Here is a 15,971-nt window from a genome sequence, read left to right on the forward strand (position 1 = left end):
TCAGCGGGCGTTCAGTGATGGCCGAACAGGGCGGCGACCAGTCGCAACCCCGCCAGGACCAGCGTGACCTTCCACCACCAAGCCCAACGGTTCCGCCTGACAGGCTCTGACGTGTCCATGGTGGGGGCCAGTCGGGTCGCCCGGTCCGCATTCCACTCCTGCGCTGCCGTCTCGTGCAGGAGACGCCGGGCAGGTTCGTGATCGGCGGCAGCGGCGCGTTCCAGCAGGTACCGGGCATAATTCAGGCTTGACTGGAGCGGCGCCGTATTCACCGGGCGCAGGACACCGTCACCGCCCAGTTCAACCGCCCCGGCGCGCAACTGCTGGGCAAGCTCGACCCGCGCTTCGTTGTTGCCTCCGTCGGCGGCGCGGTGCAGGTACTTGAACCGCTGCCGCTCGGCCAGACCGAACTGCTGCTGATACGCCGTGAAGTCCTGATAGACGTACCAGCTCATATCGCCGCTGAACAGGTCAGCTGCTTTCAGAATGTCCCCGCGCGGCTCAATGTCCGGCGTCAGGGCGCCTGTGGCGTAGACGATCTCCTCAGCCGCCTCCGTGTGTCCCTGATCACGCGCAACGCGGAGGGCAGGCAGCGGGTCCGGCAGGTTCCAGGTCGGGTGCTTGCGCCGCAGACGAGCGATCCACATGGCGCTGTCCGTGTCTCCCCGGTTGAGTTCACGCACCATGAGGGCGCGCAGTAACGGAAGTTCCGGTTGAATCCATGAACCGGCTTTGGCCAGTGACCAGAAGAAGTTCCCGCTGAAAGTGACCGTCCGGTTCTGCTCGGCCGCCAGGAGAAAGCGGCGCAGTGCTGCGAGACGCGCCGGTCCCGGCGACGCCGCATTGGTCAGGGCAATAAACAGCTGCTCCGCTTTTGGCGGGTGCAGGTCAGCAGCCAGACTGGCCCGCTCGATTGCCCGGTCGGGATCACGGGCGAAGGACATGGCGTGGTGTGACACGTGCCCATGAAATTCAGCCCAGAGGCGCTGCATGTCAGTCTGGCCGAGCAGTCCGGCGTCCTGCTGCTGGCGGACGAAAGTCAGCATGTGCTCCTCGCTGCCGCCCCATTCAGTCCGCAGGTTCAAGAGCATGACGCGGCGCAGATGCAGACTGCCCGGGTTGTCCGTGAGCGCGTGCGTAAACCAGTCCGGGTACTGCTGGGCCTGCACGCCGGTCAGCTCGAGCTGGCAGCCGCGCGTATTGGCGACGCCTGCCACGACGTTCCAGGCGGCCAGGGGGTTGGCCGTCAGGGTCGCGGCGTGCCGGGCACAGCCGTCGGCCTGTTCCAAAAAGTGATCCATCGCGCGGCGTCCCTGGTCGCTGACATGGACGGACGTGTGCTGCCCGCGCGCTTCCCAGGCGCGGCCCAGAAACCAGCCCGCAAGTGCAGCCTGGGGGGCGTATGCGCCGGGATGAGCCTCGGTCCACTGCTGGAAGCCCTCCCCGAGTGTCAGGTCGGAGGTCTGGAAGGCCCTGAAGGCCTGCAACAGGTCGCTTTCATTGATTTGGGCGGCCTCGAACTGGGTCTGCAGGTCGGTGAGGTGGGCGTGCAGGGGTTCGATGTCGCGCTCGCGCAGCAGCTTCAGGAGGTCCGGGGCGTTCATGCAACCTTCATGCTAGGGCAGATGCGGCCACAGCCCGCATGCAACTGCCCATCACACCGCTGGGGGTGAGGGCCAGCCGGGGCTCCTCAACCTGCCGTGAACTTCAGGGTGCCTTCGGGCGCGTCACCGTGCGTCAGGGTGGGGACGATGGTGCTGGTGCTCAGGCCGGCGGCGGCGCGGACGTCCTCGCCCAGGCCCAGGCGGTTGAGGTGCTGGCCGTGGCCGCTGCTGCCCAGCGCCTCCAGTGGGTTTCCGCTGTTGCGGCGGACGGTCAGGGCGATCCGGGCGCCGTCATCAATGGTGAATTCGCCCATGGCGAGCAGGTACTCGGCCAGCACGCCAGCGGCGTACACATCCTCCAGGCCAACGTGTTCGTCGGTGCCGGCGCAGACGATGGCGATCTCCTCGGTGGCGGCGGCGCGGGCGCGGCGGGCCGCGGCGTGCGCGTTGGTCAGGGCAGCCAGGAACACGTGCTTGCCGCTCTGCGCGGCGGTGTGCGCGGCGCCGGTGCCGTTGGTGGTGTTCATGACGACCACCTTGCCCGTGAAGTTCTGCCCGGCGGCCTCCACGGGGCTGTTGCCGAAGTCAAAGCCGGGGATGGGGAGCCCGCCGCGTTCCCCGCCGAGCACGTAGGGGCTGCCCTCGGTGCGGAGGTTCAGGGCGACTTCGGGCGTGGCGGTCAGGAGCAGGGCGTCCGCGCCGCGCTCCAGGTACGTGACGGCGGTGGTGGTGGCGCGCAGCACGTCGATGACAACGACCACGTCGGAGTACTGCCCGTGCGGGAGGAGATCGACCCTCAGGCGCATGTTATTTCAGGGCCTCGCGGAGGCGTTCCAGTCCGGCCTGCGCGCCGTCCCTACCGAACACGGCGCTGCCCGCCACGAGGTTACTGGCTCCGGCGGCGACCACGGCGCGGGCGTTCGTGGCGCTGACGCCCCCGTCGACCTGAAGTTCGGCGGCGCTGCCGATCTCGTCCAGCCAGCGGCGGACCGTGCGGATGCGCTCCAGGCTGTGCGGGATGAACTTCTGCCCGCCGAAGCCCGGGTTGACGCTCATGATCAGGACGAGGTCCACGTCGGCCAGGACAGGCCGCAGGGTTTCCAGGGGCGTCCCGGGATTGAGGGTGACACCTGCCTGCTTGCCCAGTTCCTTGATCTGCTGCACCGCGCGGTGAATGTGCGGGGTGCTCTCCACGTGGACGGTCATGCCGTCCGCGCCAGCGTCCGCGAAGTCACGCAGGTACCGTTCGGGCCGGTCGATCATGAGGTGCACGTCCATGAACAGGGGGCTGGCGGCGCTGGCGGCGGCCAGGATGGGCAGCCCGAAGCTGATGTTCGGAACGAACTGCCCGTCCATGACGTCCACGTGAGCCCAGTCGGCACTCTCGATGGCGCGGAGCTCGTCGCCCAAGTGGGCGAAATCACTGGCGAGGATGCTCGGCGCGAGCTTCACGCGCCTCGCTTCGGGTGTGTCGGCGGTCACGGGCAGAAGCTTAGCATTCCTCACAGTTCAGTTTCACGCGGGCCGAATCATCAGGGTGCGGTTCGCACCAGGGCAGAACGGCGACCGCGTGGTCACGGGTGTGGGCCGGGCACCCCACAGTGCCCAGGGCGCGTGCGGACCGGTCACGCGAGACCAGTGCCTGCGCGCGCCCCTCTGTGGGTTCGGTTCAGCGGCTGTAGTACGCCGTGAGGCTGGTCTTGGCGAGGACCTTGCCGTTCAGCATGAAGCCCAGCACCGCCGGGCGGGTCTCAGCGGGCAGGTCCAGGGTGGTGTTCAGCGCGTACAGGGTGATCACGTAGCGGTGCGCCTGATCGCCGGGGGGTGGGCACGCGCCCGTGTAGCCGGGGGTGCCGCCGTCGTTGTTCAGCTGCGTGGTGCCGGCGGGAAGGCCGCCGGCGCTGCTGGCTCCTTCCGGGAGGCTGGTCGTACTAGCGGGCAGGTTGAAGGCCGCCCAGTGCCAGAAGCCGCTGCCGGTGGGGGCGTCCGGGTCATACATGGTCAGGGCGAAGCTGAAGGTGCCGGCGGGCGCGCCGCTCCAGCTCAGGGCGGGGCTGAGGTTCCCGCCGGTGCAGCCGTTGCCGCTGCCCACCTGCGCGGCGGGGAGGACGGTGCCGTTCGCGACGCTGGGGCTGGTGAGGGTCAGGCCCAGGCTGGCAGCAGCAGGGGCGGGCTGCGCGACCGTGAGCCGCTGGGCGGGGTTCAGGCCCGCGTTGTAGGGATTCGCGCCGCCGATCATCTGGGTGGGGGCGCAGGCGGCGAGCAGCAGGGCGCCGCCGAGGAGGACGGCCAGGTTCCGGTGGGTCATGGGGCTCCTTTCACTGCGCGGGCCGGGCAGAGAACAGCGGGGACCGGTGCGCGAGTCCTTCAACGCTAAACGGGTGCCGCCGGGCCGGGGCGTTGCGCAGCACACAGTGTGAAGGGACCCTTCAGCGAGTCTGTTCCACACGCGGGGACAGAAAGGGCCAGCGCGAACCGAACGGGCGTTTGGTTGCCGGGCGGAGCGGGTGGCATGATGGCGGCAGCACACGGAGGAACACACATGCCCGACCTGAGTGCCTGGAAAGCCCAGGCCAGCAAGGACCTTAAAGGCGCCGACCCTGCGCGCCTGAACCGCGAGACGCCCGAGGGCATCACCCTTCAGGCGCTGTACACCGCAGACGACGTGCAGGACGTGGACACGGCCTCACTGCCGGGCCTGCCGCCTTTCACGCGTGGGCCGCGCGCCACCATGTACGCCGCACGCCCCTGGACGATCCGGCAGTACGCGGGCTTCAGTACCGCCGAGGAATCGAACGCCTTCTACCGCCGCAACCTCGCCGCCGGGCAGAAGGGCCTGTCGGTCGCGTTCGACCTCGCCACGCACCGCGGGTACGACAGCGACCACCCACGCGTGGTGGGCGACGTGGGCAAGGCCGGGGTCGCCATCGACAGCGTCGAGGACATGAAGATCCTCTTCGACGGCATTCCGCTGAGCGAGATGTCGGTGTCCATGACCATGAACGGCGCGGTCCTGCCGATCCTGGCGGGGTACATCGTGGCGGGCCTGGAACAGGGCGCGGCCCTGGATCAGCTGTCCGGGACCATCCAGAACGACATCCTCAAAGAGTTCATGGTCCGCAACACGTACATCTACCCGCCGGCACCCAGCATGCGAATCATCGCGGACATCATCGAGTTCACGGCGCAGCAGATGCCGCGCTTCAACTCCATCTCCATTTCCGGGTACCACATCCAAGAGGCCGGGGCGAACGCCGCGCTGGAACTCGCCTACACCCTCGCCGACGGGCTGGAGTACGTGAAGGCCGCGCTGGGCAAGGGCCTGCACATCGACGAGTTCGCGCCGCGCCTGAGTTTCTTCTTCGGGATCGGCATGAACTTCTACATGGAAGTCGCCAAGCTCCGCGCCGCCCGCCTCCTGTGGAGCGAACTCATGGCGCCCTTCGAGCCGAGGAACCCCATGAGCCGCGCGCTGCGCACCCACTGCCAGACGAGCGGCTGGAGCCTGACCGAGCAGGACCCGTACAACAACGTCATCCGCACGACCGTCGAGGCGATGGCCGCCGTGTTCGGCGGCACGCAGAGCCTACACACGAACTCCTTCGACGAGGCCATCGGCCTCCCCACCGACTTCAGCGCCCGCATCGCCCGCAACACCCAGCTGGTGATTCAGGAGGAGACCGGCATCCCGCACGTCGTGGACCCCTGGGGCGGCAGTTTCATGATGGAACGCCTCACGCATGACTTGGCCGAGAAGGCACGGGAACTGATGCGCGAGGTCGAGGGGCTGGGTGGCATGGCGAAGGCTATCGAGAGCGGCGTGCCGAAACTGCGCATCGAGGAGTCCGCCGCGCGCAAACAGGCCCGCATCGACCGGGGCGAGGACGTCATCGTCGGCGTGAACAAGTACCGCCCCACGCAGGACACCCCGGTGGACGTGCTGGACATCGACAACGCCGCCGTCCGGGACGCGCAGATCGCCCGCCTGAACCGCGTGCGCGAAACGCGCGACCCGCAGGCCGTGCAGGCCGCCCTCGCGGCCCTGGAACACGCCGCTCGCAGCGGCGAGGGCAACCTGCTGGCCCTCGCGGTCACCGCCATGGCGGCCCGCTGCACGGTGGGCGAGGTCAGCGACGCCCTGGAACGCGCCTGGGGCCGCCACGCCGCCGAGATCCGCACCCTGTCGGGCGTGTACGCCGCCGGGTACGACGGCGACGAGGGCTTCGCGTCCCTCCAGAACGAGATCGAGGCCTTCGCCGAGGCCGAGGGCCGCCGCCCCCGCATCCTCGTCGTGAAGATGGGCCAGGACGGGCACGACCGCGGCGCGAAGGTCATCGCCACGGGCTTCGCCGACCTGGGCTTCGACGTGGACGTCGGCCCCCTCTTCCAGACGCCCGAGGAAGCTGCGCGCCAGGCCATCGAGAACGACGTGCACGTTGTCGGCGTGAGCAGTCAGGCCGCCGGGCACAAGACCCTCGTGCCCCAGTTGATCGCCGGGCTGCGTGAACAGGGCGCCGGGGACATTCTGGTCGTCGTGGGCGGTGTGATCCCGCAGCAGGACTACCCCGCCCTGCGCGAGGCGGGCGCGGCGGGCATCTTCGGCCCCGGCACGCCCATCCTGAACAGCGCGCGCGAAGTGCTGAACCTCCTGCGAGCGCGCGAACAGGCGTGAGCACACCCCAGCCCAGCTCGCAGATCCCAGCGCCCGCCGATCCCATCCGGGTCTGGCGGCATCTGGGCTGCTGGGGCATGACGGTCGGCCTCCTGGGCGTGGTGACGGGCGCACTGCTGCTCCTTGAACCGCTGGGGCTGGGCTTCTTGCTTTTGCTTGCGGGGGGCGGACCAGAAGCCTGGGACACCCTGCCCGATGTCCGCGCTCCGCTCCTGCTGGCCCTCGTGACGGGCGTCCTCTTCATCGTGAGTCTGTGCGTCTGGCTGATCTCCCTGATCTTTCGCCGGAGAGCCTGACGCGCGTGTCTCGCAACCTCTGCCCACCTCGCCGCGTACCTGCGCGCATGCTGAACCGACTGAGGGCTGTGGTGGCGTGTGCCGTGCTGGGCACCGCTGGATTGACTGGGGCTGGACTGGGTGGAGCGGGTGCGGCCGGGATGACGTTGCCCGCGCCGCCTGCGGGGCCGCCCGCGCAGGTGGGCGGCCTGCGGGTGTGCGAGCGGGAGGACACGACGTACCTGCTGGACCGCTCGGGCCGCGTGCGGAGCCTGACGTACGCGCGACTGGTGCCGGACAACACGCTGCGGGTGCGGCAGAGTTACGACCGGGCGGGGCGACTGACGGGCCTGAGCGTGAGCTGGAGTGGCTTCGCGGGTCGCCTGCTGGACGTGCGTGGGGCGTTCGACGCGCGCGGGCGACTGGTGAAGGAGACGGGGTTCCGCGCGCGGGGCGTGACGACACCGCTGAGGTCGTACCTGAGGGCGGTACCGAGGGGGCTGACATGCTGAAACAGGTGATGCTGGCGATGCTGCTGAGTGCGTCGCTGACGGGCGGGGCCGGACTGGCAGGTGGGGCGAGCGGTCCGGTGGGCCTCTCCCCTGCCGCGTCCGCGCGGGCGGTCATGACCGGGAATGACGCCGCACTGGGAGGCTGGCGGGCATTCCAGGGCTCGTCGATGCCGTGCATCAGGGACGCGTTCTTCGATGTGCAGACCTGGACGGACGCGCGCGGTACGGTGCGGCGACTGGTGTTCCGCGCCGCGTCCGGCTGGAACCCGGACCGGACCGAGCAGCGCATCGACTGGGATGAGGCAGGCCGCCCCCGCGCGTACTCGTGGGTGCTGCGCCGCACGCCCGGCCAGGACATGGTCGCCGCGCGGATTGAGCTGCTGATCGACCCAACCGGGCCGGTCGTGCAGACCCGCGAGTGGGGCGACGTGCAGCCCCAGGACCGCGTCCCCTGGCCGACCCTGGAGCGCGAACTGCGCCCCGCCGACCTGATTCAGAGGTTCACTTGCCCACCACTGCCCATCCCCTGACGCGTGTGCTCCTGCTGGCGTGCCTGACCGGAGGGGCGGGCGCGGCGGACTGGCCCGCGGGCTGGTCGGTCCGGACGTTCGAGCCACCCGCATGTGGTCCACTGGACTGGCAGACCTTTGAACGGGTGCAGGAGGTCAGCGACCGGTCCGGGCGGGTGCAGCAGCTGGAGTTCAGCTACACGAGCGTCCTGGACGCCGTGACGCACCTGACGTTCACGCGCTATGCGAACGGAGGCTGGAAGACGGTGACGTGGACGGCGCAGGGCGACTGGGACTTCGGGACGATCGCGTGGACGCTGGGCGCGGACGGTCGGGTGAACCGGGTGACGACCTCGGGCCAGCGGGACGGCGTGCGGTACTCACGTTCGCCTCGCCCGCAGGACTTGCCCCTGCCTGCGGCGTTCCGGTTCACGCCATCCCCCACAGCCTACGAGGCGCTGAACTGCGCGGAGTTGACATCATGGCCCATCCTCTGACGCTGCCGCTGCTGTCGGGGGCGCGGCGGGCGCTGGCGAAGGCCATCACGCTGGTCGAGTCCACGCGGCCCGAGCATGAGGCGCAGGCGCAGGCCCTCCTGTCGGAGGTGCTGCCGCGGGCGGGGCAGTCCGTGCGGATCGGGCTGACGGGCATGCCGGGCGTGGGCAAGAGCACGTTCATCGAGGCGCTGGGCGTGCGGCTGGCCGACGCGGGGCACCGGGTGGCAGTGCTGGCTGTGGACCCCAGTTCGGCCCGGACGGGCGGCAGCATCATGGGCGACAAGACGCGCATGCCGCGCCTGACGGTGCACCCGAATGCGTTCATCCGCCCCAGCCCCAGCGGGGGCACGCTGGGTGGCGTGGCGCGGCGCACGCGGGAGTCCATCACGCTGTGCGAGGCGGCGGGCTTCGACGTGATCCTCGTGGAGACGGTGGGCGTGGGCCAGAGCGAGACGCAGGTGGCGGCCATGACGGACCTGTTCGTGCTGCTGACCCTCCCGAATGCCGGGGACGAGTTACAGGGCATCAAGCGGGGGATCATGGAACTCGCGGACGTGTGCGTGGTGAACAAGGCGGACACGAACCCGCAGGCGGCGGTGCGCGCCCAGACGGAACTCCGCACGGCGCTGACGCTGCTCACCCCGCACGACGCGCCGTGGCGACCCATGGCGCTGCGGGCGTCCGCGCTGACCGGTGAGGGGCTGGACAGCGTTTGGGCGACCGTCGAGGCCTACCGCGCCGCCGTGGACCTGCGCGTGAAACGCCAGGGGCAGGCGGCGCAGTGGTTCGACGAACTGCTGCGCGAGGCGGCGTGGCGGGCGTTCCAGGCGGGCCTGGACCCGGCGCGGCTGCACGCCCTGCGCGCCGAGGTCACGCGCGGGGAGCGGACAGCGGTGCAGGGCGTCGCGGCGCTGCTGACCCCGGATCCCTAGGCGCTGGGTTTCCCCGCCGACACCCAGGGGTTGCCGGTGATCAGGAACCGCCAGGGCAGATCGGCGCCCCGGCGCAGGCCCACGCGGGCAGTGGTGGTCACGTCCCCATCCGGCAGGGGGTTGCCGGGCACGAGGTAGAAGTCCGGGCCGTCCACCGGCTGGCCGCGCAGCTCAGGTCCCAGGTGCAGGGCCGTGACGAGCTTCGCGGGGCCGTTCGTGAGGTCCAGGCGGCGCTTCACGGGCCGCCGCTCACGCATCCGCTCCTCGCCGGCCAGGGGTTCGGCCGCGCGGATCAGGATGGCGGCCTGCACGCCCTCGGGCCGGCACACGATGTTCAGCAGGGGCTGGTCGTACGCGATGTGGTAGTACACCCGGCCCGGCGGGCCCGCCATGCTCGCCGCCGCGCCCGGCAGCCGGGCGACGACGTAGCAGCTGGGGTCGCGCGGGCAGTCGTAGCCCTCGGTCTCCACGATCCGCGCCGCGAGCCGTTCGCCGCTGGGCAGCACGCGCACCAGCGCGGCCCCCAGCAGGTCGCGCGCCAGGGTGACCGGATCGCCCGCGAAGGTATGGGCGCTCAGGGCGCGGGCGTGGGAGAGGTCCATGCGCGCCAGCGTAGGGTGCAGCGGCGGGAAGGACTGTACGCGCTACTCCGCGTGGAATGGGCGGGCGAGGTCCATGCTGGGCACGGCGGGCGACACCCAGGGGTTGCCGCGCAGCGTGAAGCGCCATGGGAGGTTGCGTCCCTCGCGGATGCCGACGCGGGCCGTGACCTCCACCTGTTCGTCGGGCAGGGGCACGGGGGGCGGCAGGAGGTGCAGCTCCGGGGCGTTCACGGGCCGCCCGCTGATCTGCGCGGGGTTCAGGCCCAGCGCGTACACCAGTTTCGCCGGGCCGTTCGTCAGGTCCCGTTCGCGGGTGACGGGCCGGAAGCTCAGCATGTGTCCCAGGCCCTCCAGCGGTTCAAGGGCGCGGATGAGCACGCTGGCCGACACGCCTTCCGGGCGGCACGCGACCTGAAGCAGCGGGTGGCCGTGCGCCGTCCAGAACAGCCACGTGCCGGGCGGTATGGCCATCTCGGCACTCCGGGCCGCGTGGAAGCGGCCGGCGGTGCAGGCGGGATCGCGGGGGCAGTCGTACGCCTCGACCTCCACGATTTGCCCGGTCAGGCGTTCCCCGCCGTCCAGCACGCGCACCAGCGTCCCGCCCAGCAACGCGCGCGCGGCCGCCACCGGATCACCCTGGAAATGAGCGGGAAGCAGCGGGACCGTCACGGCTGGGCAGGCTGACGCGCGATGAGGACGCCCAGGCCGAGCGCCACCAGGTTGAAGAGCAGGAGAATGAGCTTGAAGGGCGGCAACCCCTCCCCCTCAGCGAGGGCGACCGCCAGAGCAGACAGGGACAGAACCGCGAGCCCAATGAGCAGGACGGGCAGCACGTTCAGGGGCCGCTTCAGGTACAGCCGGACCATCCACATCACCAGTAGGACGAATGGGAACGCCGAGCAGACGAGACGCAGCGGCGTCGGTCCGTCCGGCGTGCCGAGCAGATTCGCGGCGTTCACTGCAGCGGCCACTGCCAGTAGCGTCAGCTGGAAGAGGAGGAATGCGCGCGACGCTGGCGTGGCGGGCTCTGGATGGGTCACCCGGTCAGCCTAACGCGGCGGGCTGCCCGCCGGGGTGAGGCGCGGCCTTCACCCGACCCGCGCGCGGCGCATGGGGACTCAGTGCGCCGGTGCAGGCCGCCACGACCGTGCTCAGCAGCGTCCACTGCCCGGCGGCAAGGGAACGCACCAGCACGAAGTCCAGCGCGGCGCCCGACACTGGCAGCCTGAGCAGGATCACTGGGGTCGGAACGGGAGCAGTGCTGGGTGCGGCACGTGGACGCCAGACCATCACAGCCGTCCAGCGCAGCAACGGGCAGAGCGGCGCAGGGGGCAGTCCGCTGTGAGGAGCACCAGGGACCCGGCGAACGCGAAGGTCAGGAGCGGCGGGAACAGCGTGCCTGTGCTCACGCTGGGCGCAGGGCCTGTGGCTTCAGGTCGCGACCTGTCCTCTACCGTATCCCGGCTCGGAGCAGATCTCCCTCGTAGATGCGGCGGATGGTGGCCTCGATGTCCGGTTCGCGCACGGTGAGGTCGCGGACGGGGGCGTGCGCGGTGACGCGGGCGATAGGCCCCGCGGCGGCGCCCGTGAAGGCGTACGTGGCGCGGCCCGGTTCGTGGGTCAGGAGGGTCAGGCCCGGCACCTCCGGTTGAGCGACAGGGCCGTCGAAGTCCACGTGCAGTTCGCGCTGCGAGCCGTACGCGGCCTGAAGTCTGGCGAGGTCGCCGTCGAACAGCAGTTGCCCGTGGTCGATGATCAGGACGCGCCGCGCAAGCCGCTCGACGTCCCCGAGGTCGTGCGTGGTAAGCAGCACTGTGACCTCGCGTTCACGGTTGATGTGGGCGATGAAGTCCCGGATACGGTCCTTCGCCACGACATCCAGGCCGACGGTGGGTTCGTCCAGGAACAGGAGGTCCGGGTCGTGCAGGAGCGCGGCGGCGAGGTCGGCGCGCATCCGCTGCCCCAGCGACAGCGCGCGGGCCGGGGTGTGCAGGAACGGCCCCAGGTCGAGCAGTGCGGTGAAGGTGTCCAGGTTCGCCTGCCAGCGGCCTTGCGGGATGCGGTACACGTGCCGCAGCAGGCGCAGGCTCTCGATGACCGGCAGGTCCCACCACAGGGTGGTGCGCTGCCCGAACACCGCGCCGAGCCGCGCGACGTGGCGGCGGCGGTCCTGCCAGGGCGTCAGGCCGCCCACCGTGACGGCGCCGCTGTCGGGGACGAGCAGCCCGGTGAGGATCTTGACGGTGGTGCTCTTCCCCGCCCCGTTCGGCCCGAGGTACCCGACGATCTCGCCGCGTGGGACGTGGAAGGACACGTCCCGGACGGCCTCGTGAGTGCGGCGCTGTGCGCTCAGGAAGCGGCCGGTGCGGGTGGTGAAGGTCTTGCGCAGGTGCTCGACGTGAATCATGGGGTGCCTCCTCCCGTGAATGGCGTGTTGTGACGGGCGGGGACGGTCGGGGCGATCCTCGAAGCCCACAGCTCAGAACCCACAGCCCTCATGTCCCGGTCCCCTGGTAGTGCCGCACGCCGACGCGCCAGAACGCGAACGCAGCGGCCAGCACGAGTGGCCCGGCCAGCGGACCGATCAGCGCGGCCCAGTCCGGCAGGCCGTCGGGCAGGGGGCGGCCCAGCAGGTGCAGGGCGGGCAGGTAGCTCAGGAACGCGGCAGGGATCAGGTACGTGAAGGTGCGGCGCAGCCACGCGCTGTAGATGTCCATGGGGTAGCTGATCAGGGTGCGGCCGCCGTAGGTGAGGACGTTCATGGCCTCGACGCTGTCCACCGTCCAGAAGGTGAGGGTGCCGCCGATGACGAACAGCCCGCCAAAGAAGCAGATCATGCCCAGCACGGCGGCCGTCAAGAGGGCGGCGGTTTCGGGCCCGGCGGCGAGGGGAGCGTGCGTGAGGCCGTACCCGGCGATGGCGGCGGCGAGCAGCACGCGCGGGATGCGGCGCAGCGCGAAGTCGGAGGCGAACACCTGCAATGTCAGCGGGGCGGGGCGCAGCAGGAAGGTGCTGAACGAGCCGCTGCGGACGTGCGCGGAGAGATTGGGCGCGTCGAAACCCCCGAACAGGATGTCCATGAGGACGAACGCGAGTTCCGCGAGGCCGTACAGCAGGCAGATCTCGCCCAGCGTCCAGCCGCCCAGCCCGCCGAAGCGTGGGAGGACCAGCGCGAGCGCGGCGAACTCGGCGGCGGTGATCAGGAGGCTACCCAGCGCGTCGAGGATGAACGAGGTGCGGTGCGCACCCTGCGAGCGGATCTGCGCGCCCAGCAGCCGCAGGTACAGGGTCAGGTGATGCCGGAAGTCAGCCACCGGCGACCTCCAGCCGCCGCAGGCCCGCCCGCAGCGTGACGTGACAGGCCAGCAGCAGCGCCACGGTCCAGCCCAGTTGCGTGCCCAGTGCCGCCCACGCGGCCGCGCCGCCGGTAACGCCCACCCACAGTTCCACGGTGGTGTTCAGCATGGCGGGAAAGGGCGTCCAGGCCAGCAGCGCACGGAACCACTCGGGGAAGAAAGCCAGGGGCATCAGGAAGCCGCAGCCCAGGCCCAGCACCGCCCACGCGAAACGCCCGAACCCCACGGCGTCCGGCGACCAGAACGCCGCGCAGTTCACCAGGAAGCGGAACAAGAATCCGCAGCCCCAGGCGAGCAGGACGCTCAGGACAACCTGCGCCCAGGCGAGCGGGCCGGGCGGCCAGTTCAGGCCCCAGATGACCTGGAAGATCAGCAGCATGGGCAGGCCGCGCAGCGCCAGCTGCCCCAGGGCGCGCCCGGCGTCCTGCGCGGCCCAGAAACCCAGCAGGCTGGCGGGGCGCAGCAGGTCCGCCGTCACCTCGCCCCGGTGGATGACGCGCATGAAGTCGAACCAGCCGAACAGGCTGAAGGCCATGATGAACGCCTGCGTCAGGCCCGTGTACGTGATGGCGTCCTGCGGGGTGTACCCGGCGACCTGCGGGCGGGTGCCGAACAGCGCCAAGAGCACCGCGACGCGCAGCAGCCCGAAGAACGAGTTGGTGATCAGGCCCCACAGGGCCGCCTGCGGGTACGCGAACTGCCGCTGGAAGCCCAGCCGGGACACCGCCCAGGGCAGCGCCAGCCGGGACAGGCGTGAAACGTGGCCCCCCGTGGGGGGGGCGGGCGTGGTGGTCATAGGTTCCCTCCTCCAGTTGCCGAACCGGAAGCGTTCAGGGTACCGGGGGAAGGGGGAAGGGTGGAATACGCCGGGTGGCGGAGTGGGCAGGCGTCCGTCAGGGTTTCCTGAATGCCGGGCGCATCGGGCACCCAGGTGCGCGCCTTACGCTAGGCGCACGTCAAAGGGAGGCTTCACATGATGGACATCTTCAACATGCTGGGCGGAATGGGACAGGCGGAGCAGCGCATCGGGCAGCAGGCGGGCACCACCCCGCAGCAGACGCAGGCGGCCATGGAGGCGGCCCTGCCGCTCCTGCTGGGCGCCCTGACCCGCAACGCCGCGCAGCCCGGCGGTCTGGACACCCTGAGTGGCGCGCTGGACCGTCATGACGGCTCGGCGCTGGACGCCTTCTCCGGCGGGCAGGTGCCCGACACCCAGGACGGGCAGAAGATCCTGGGGCACGTGTTCGGCGGGCAGCAGGGACAGGCCGCGCAGGCCGTCAGTCAACGCGCCGGGATCAACCCGCAGCTGGCCATGCAGATTCTGAGCATGCTGGCCCCGCTGGTCCTGGCGTACCTGGGCCGTCAGCGGCAGGGCGGCGGGACGGGCGCGAACACCGGCCAGACGGGTGGTCAGGGGGGCGGACCGGATCTGGGCAGCATCCTGGGCGGCCTGGTGGGGGGCGGCGGTCTGGGCAGCGTGCTGGGCGGCATCCTGGGTGGGGGTCAGCAGCGCGCGCCAGCGCAGCCGCAGTCCGGCAGCGTGCTGGGGGGCGGCAGCGTCCTGCCCGGCTATCCGAATGCCGGGGCCGCACAGACCAGCACCCCGGGCGGCAGTGGCGACCTGTTCGGCACGCTGAACCGCGCGCTGGACGGTGACCGGGACGGCAATGCCCTGAATGACCTGATCGGCATGTTCGGCGGGGGCCGCCGCTAGACGTCCCCACAGGACGGGAGAGAGGCCCGGCGCACCTGCCACCGGGCCTCTCGGTATGGCGTTTGAAACGGGCCAGAATCTGTTTGGTCGGGCATGCAGCGGGGCGTGAAAACCAATGTGAGAGCGCTTTAGTAAGCGCCATCCTGAGAGCCAGTTGGTCTCCTGATCGGCGGACTCCCCACCGATCAGGACTGAAGTGCGGGCGGAGTGCAGGGCGGCGCCATCAGCAGGGCAGTGCGGTTTGGTGGTAGCGGGCGCATTCACCAACTGGCGATCCTCTGCTTCGCCGGAGGGTTACGCGGTGCGTTCGCGGGAGCGGGGCTGGTAGCCGGGGGGCGTGTCACCCTCGCCCGCGAAGAGGCTGGTGGTCAGGTAGCGCGCGCCGGTGTCGCAGGCGATGGTGGCGACGCGCTTGCCGGGCCCCAGGCGGCGGGCGACCTCCAGCGCGGCCCAGGCCATGGCGCCGCTGCTCATGCCGACGAACACGCCTTCCTCCTGCGCCAGTCTGCGGGCCAGGGGGTAGGCGTCCTCCTCCCACACGTCCACGACGTCGTCAATGACGCTGCGGTCGAGGTTGTCCGGGATAAAGCCGGGGCCCATGCCCTGGAAGCCGTGCGTGCCCATCTCGCCGCCGGTCAGGACGTTGCTGCGGGCGGGTTCGCACGCGATGATCTGCACGTCCGGGTTCATGCGTTTGAGGTACCGGCCGACGCCGCTGATGGTGCCGCCGGTGCCGCTGCCGTACACGAAAGCATCGATGCGGCCATGCATCTGCTCCCACAGTTCGGGGCCGGTGGTGCGTTCGTGCACGGCGGGGTTGGCGGGGTTTCCGAACTGGTTCATCATGACCGCGCCGCGCTCCTGCACGAGCTTCTCGGCTTCCTCGATGGCGGCCAGCATGCGGCGGGTGGGGTCGGTGAGGATCAGTTCGGCCCCGTAGGCGACCAGGGTGCGTTTACGTTCCTCGCTCATGCTGGCGGGCATGCACAGGATCAGCTTGTAGCCCTTGGCCGCGGCGACCTGCGCCAGGCCGATGCCGGTGTTGCCGCTGGTGGGTTCGACGATGGTCCCGCCGGGTTTCAGGACGCCGCGCCGCTCGGCGTCCTCGATGAGGCCCAGGGCGGTGCGGTCCTTGATGCTGCCGCCGGGGTTCTGACCTTCGAGTTTCACGAACACGTCGGCCATGCCGGGCTCGACGACGCGCGTCAGTTGCAGGAGGGGGGTGTGCCCGATGAGGGACTCGATCATGGCGTTCAGGATAGGCGCTGCCGGGCCGGGCGGTGGTGGCGGCGCAGACA

The 15,971-nt window shown here is 70.5% G+C and carries 19 protein-coding genes; 7 read left to right on the forward strand and 12 right to left on the reverse strand.

Annotation, left to right across the window (positions count from 1 at the left end):
- Positions 1 to 11 precede the first annotated feature (11 nt).
- The 4 genes from IEY63_RS04990 to IEY63_RS05005 form a co-directional block, all read right to left on the reverse strand.
- Positions 12 to 1,604 (reverse strand): hypothetical protein, encoded by a 1,593-nt coding sequence (locus tag IEY63_RS04990; protein ID WP_189067808.1) that lies wholly within the window; start codon positions 1,602 to 1,604, stop codon positions 12 to 14.
- Between the two features lie 86 nt (positions 1,605 to 1,690).
- A complete protein-coding gene (locus IEY63_RS04995; RefSeq protein WP_189067809.1) occupies positions 1,691 to 2,410 on the reverse strand; it encodes a 2-phosphosulfolactate phosphatase in 720 nt (239 codons plus the stop codon).
- A gap of 1 nt (position 2,411) precedes the next feature.
- Positions 2,412 to 3,086: a ribulose-phosphate 3-epimerase gene (gene rpe, locus IEY63_RS05000; protein WP_229784486.1), complete on the reverse strand. Its 675-nt coding sequence runs from the start codon at positions 3,084 to 3,086 to the stop codon at positions 2,412 to 2,414.
- 187 nt (positions 3,087 to 3,273) lie between these two features.
- Positions 3,274 to 3,912, reverse strand: coding sequence for a YbhB/YbcL family Raf kinase inhibitor-like protein (locus IEY63_RS05005; RefSeq protein ID WP_229784487.1), 639 nt, complete (start codon positions 3,910 to 3,912; stop codon positions 3,274 to 3,276).
- Between the two features lie 234 nt (positions 3,913 to 4,146).
- On the opposite strand from IEY63_RS05005, the gene scpA reads away from it, so the two are divergent.
- The 6 genes from scpA (at position 4,147) to meaB (ending at position 9,001) form a co-directional block, all read left to right on the forward strand.
- Positions 4,147 to 6,276 carry a methylmalonyl-CoA mutase gene (scpA, locus tag IEY63_RS05010; protein WP_189067810.1) on the forward strand — a complete coding sequence of 710 codons (2,130 nt, stop codon included), beginning with the start codon at positions 4,147 to 4,149 and terminating at the stop codon, positions 6,274 to 6,276.
- 77 nt (positions 6,277 to 6,353) lie between these two features.
- Positions 6,354 to 6,572: a hypothetical protein gene (locus IEY63_RS05015; protein WP_189067811.1), complete on the forward strand. Its 219-nt coding sequence runs from the start codon at positions 6,354 to 6,356 to the stop codon at positions 6,570 to 6,572.
- 140 nt (positions 6,573 to 6,712) lie between these two features.
- Positions 6,713 to 7,063 carry a hypothetical protein gene (locus IEY63_RS05020; RefSeq protein ID WP_189067812.1) on the forward strand — a complete coding sequence of 117 codons (351 nt, stop codon included), beginning with the start codon at positions 6,713 to 6,715 and terminating at the stop codon, positions 7,061 to 7,063.
- Entirely contained in the window at positions 7,057 to 7,593 is a 537-nt protein-coding gene (locus IEY63_RS05025; RefSeq protein WP_189067813.1) for a hypothetical protein, read from the forward strand. The genes IEY63_RS05020 and IEY63_RS05025 overlap by 7 nt, the downstream gene beginning before the upstream one ends.
- Positions 7,569 to 8,069, forward strand: a complete 501-nt coding sequence (locus IEY63_RS05030) for a hypothetical protein (protein WP_189067814.1) — start codon at positions 7,569 to 7,571, stop codon at positions 8,067 to 8,069. Before IEY63_RS05025 ends, IEY63_RS05030 begins: the two co-directional genes overlap by 25 nt.
- Positions 8,054 to 9,001 (forward strand): methylmalonyl Co-A mutase-associated GTPase MeaB, encoded by a 948-nt coding sequence (meaB, locus tag IEY63_RS05035; RefSeq protein ID WP_189067815.1) that lies wholly within the window; start codon positions 8,054 to 8,056, stop codon positions 8,999 to 9,001. Before IEY63_RS05030 ends, meaB begins: the two co-directional genes overlap by 16 nt.
- Here meaB and IEY63_RS05040 read toward each other — a convergent pair.
- From IEY63_RS05040 to IEY63_RS05070, 7 genes are all read right to left on the reverse strand, one after another.
- A complete protein-coding gene (locus IEY63_RS05040; RefSeq protein WP_189067816.1) occupies positions 8,998 to 9,603 on the reverse strand; it encodes a DNA-3-methyladenine glycosylase in 606 nt (201 codons plus the stop codon). The genes meaB and IEY63_RS05040 overlap by 4 nt on opposite strands.
- Positions 9,604 to 9,645: 42 nt before the next feature.
- Positions 9,646 to 10,272 carry a DNA-3-methyladenine glycosylase gene (locus IEY63_RS05045; RefSeq protein ID WP_189067817.1) on the reverse strand — a complete coding sequence of 209 codons (627 nt, stop codon included), beginning with the start codon at positions 10,270 to 10,272 and terminating at the stop codon, positions 9,646 to 9,648.
- Positions 10,269 to 10,643, reverse strand: a complete 375-nt coding sequence (locus IEY63_RS05050; RefSeq protein WP_189067818.1) for a hypothetical protein — start codon at positions 10,641 to 10,643, stop codon at positions 10,269 to 10,271. The genes IEY63_RS05045 and IEY63_RS05050 overlap by 4 nt, the downstream gene beginning before the upstream one ends.
- Positions 10,644 to 10,647: 4 nt before the next feature.
- Complete coding sequence (locus IEY63_RS05055) at positions 10,648 to 10,821, reverse strand: hypothetical protein (protein ID WP_189067819.1); 174 nt, start codon at positions 10,819 to 10,821, stop codon at positions 10,648 to 10,650.
- Between the two features lie 232 nt (positions 10,822 to 11,053).
- Positions 11,054 to 12,010 carry an ABC transporter ATP-binding protein gene (locus IEY63_RS05060; RefSeq protein ID WP_189067820.1) on the reverse strand — a complete coding sequence of 319 codons (957 nt, stop codon included), beginning with the start codon at positions 12,008 to 12,010 and terminating at the stop codon, positions 11,054 to 11,056.
- 88 nt (positions 12,011 to 12,098) lie between these two features.
- Positions 12,099 to 12,917, reverse strand: coding sequence for an ABC transporter permease (locus IEY63_RS05065; protein WP_229784488.1), 819 nt, complete (start codon positions 12,915 to 12,917; stop codon positions 12,099 to 12,101).
- On the reverse strand, positions 12,910 to 13,755 hold the full coding sequence (locus IEY63_RS05070) for an ABC transporter permease (protein ID WP_189067821.1): 846 nt from the start codon (positions 13,753 to 13,755) through the stop codon (positions 12,910 to 12,912). Before IEY63_RS05070 ends, IEY63_RS05065 begins: the two co-directional genes overlap by 8 nt.
- A gap of 177 nt (positions 13,756 to 13,932) precedes the next feature.
- Between IEY63_RS05070 and IEY63_RS05075 the strand changes: the two genes are divergently transcribed.
- On the forward strand, positions 13,933 to 14,673 hold the full coding sequence (locus IEY63_RS05075; protein ID WP_189067822.1) for a DUF937 domain-containing protein: 741 nt from the start codon (positions 13,933 to 13,935) through the stop codon (positions 14,671 to 14,673).
- A gap of 294 nt (positions 14,674 to 14,967) precedes the next feature.
- Here the strand turns inward: IEY63_RS05075 and cysK are convergent, their stop codons facing one another.
- Positions 14,968 to 15,921 carry a cysteine synthase A gene (gene cysK / locus IEY63_RS05080; RefSeq protein ID WP_189067823.1) on the reverse strand — a complete coding sequence of 318 codons (954 nt, stop codon included), beginning with the start codon at positions 15,919 to 15,921 and terminating at the stop codon, positions 14,968 to 14,970.
- Between the last annotated feature and the right edge of the window lie 50 nt (positions 15,922 to 15,971).

The sequence above is a fragment of the Deinococcus radiotolerans genome, assembly GCF_014647435.1.
Lineage (GTDB): Bacteria > Deinococcota > Deinococci > Deinococcales > Deinococcaceae > Deinococcus > Deinococcus radiotolerans.

Bases quoted from the DNA above. Each gene is read 5' to 3' on its own strand.
- IEY63_RS05040 (WP_189067816.1), bottom strand. From the start codon at position 9,603: ATGGACCTCTCCCACGCCCGCGCCCTGAGCGCCCATACCTTCGCGGGC.
- IEY63_RS05020 (WP_189067812.1), top strand. From the start codon at position 6,713: ATGACGTTGCCCGCGCCGCCTGCGGGGCCGCCCGCGCAGGTGGGCGGC.
- meaB (WP_189067815.1), top strand. From the start codon at position 8,054: ATGGCCCATCCTCTGACGCTGCCGCTGCTGTCGGGGGCGCGGCGGGCG.
- scpA (WP_189067810.1), top strand. From the start codon at position 4,147: ATGCCCGACCTGAGTGCCTGGAAAGCCCAGGCCAGCAAGGACCTTAAA.
- IEY63_RS05005 (WP_229784487.1), bottom strand. From the start codon at position 3,912: ATGACCCACCGGAACCTGGCCGTCCTCCTCGGCGGCGCCCTGCTGCTC.
- IEY63_RS04995 (WP_189067809.1), bottom strand. From the start codon at position 2,410: ATGCGCCTGAGGGTCGATCTCCTCCCGCACGGGCAGTACTCCGACGTG.
- IEY63_RS05070 (WP_189067821.1), bottom strand. From the start codon at position 13,755: ATGACCACCACGCCCGCCCCCCCCACGGGGGGCCACGTTTCACGCCTG.
- IEY63_RS05025 (WP_189067813.1), top strand. From the start codon at position 7,057: ATGCTGAAACAGGTGATGCTGGCGATGCTGCTGAGTGCGTCGCTGACG.
- IEY63_RS05060 (WP_189067820.1), bottom strand. From the start codon at position 12,010: ATGATTCACGTCGAGCACCTGCGCAAGACCTTCACCACCCGCACCGGC.
- cysK (WP_189067823.1), bottom strand. From the start codon at position 15,921: ATGATCGAGTCCCTCATCGGGCACACCCCCCTCCTGCAACTGACGCGC.
- IEY63_RS04990 (WP_189067808.1), bottom strand. From the start codon at position 1,604: ATGAACGCCCCGGACCTCCTGAAGCTGCTGCGCGAGCGCGACATCGAA.
- IEY63_RS05015 (WP_189067811.1), top strand. From the start codon at position 6,354: ATGACGGTCGGCCTCCTGGGCGTGGTGACGGGCGCACTGCTGCTCCTT.
- IEY63_RS05075 (WP_189067822.1), top strand. From the start codon at position 13,933: ATGATGGACATCTTCAACATGCTGGGCGGAATGGGACAGGCGGAGCAG.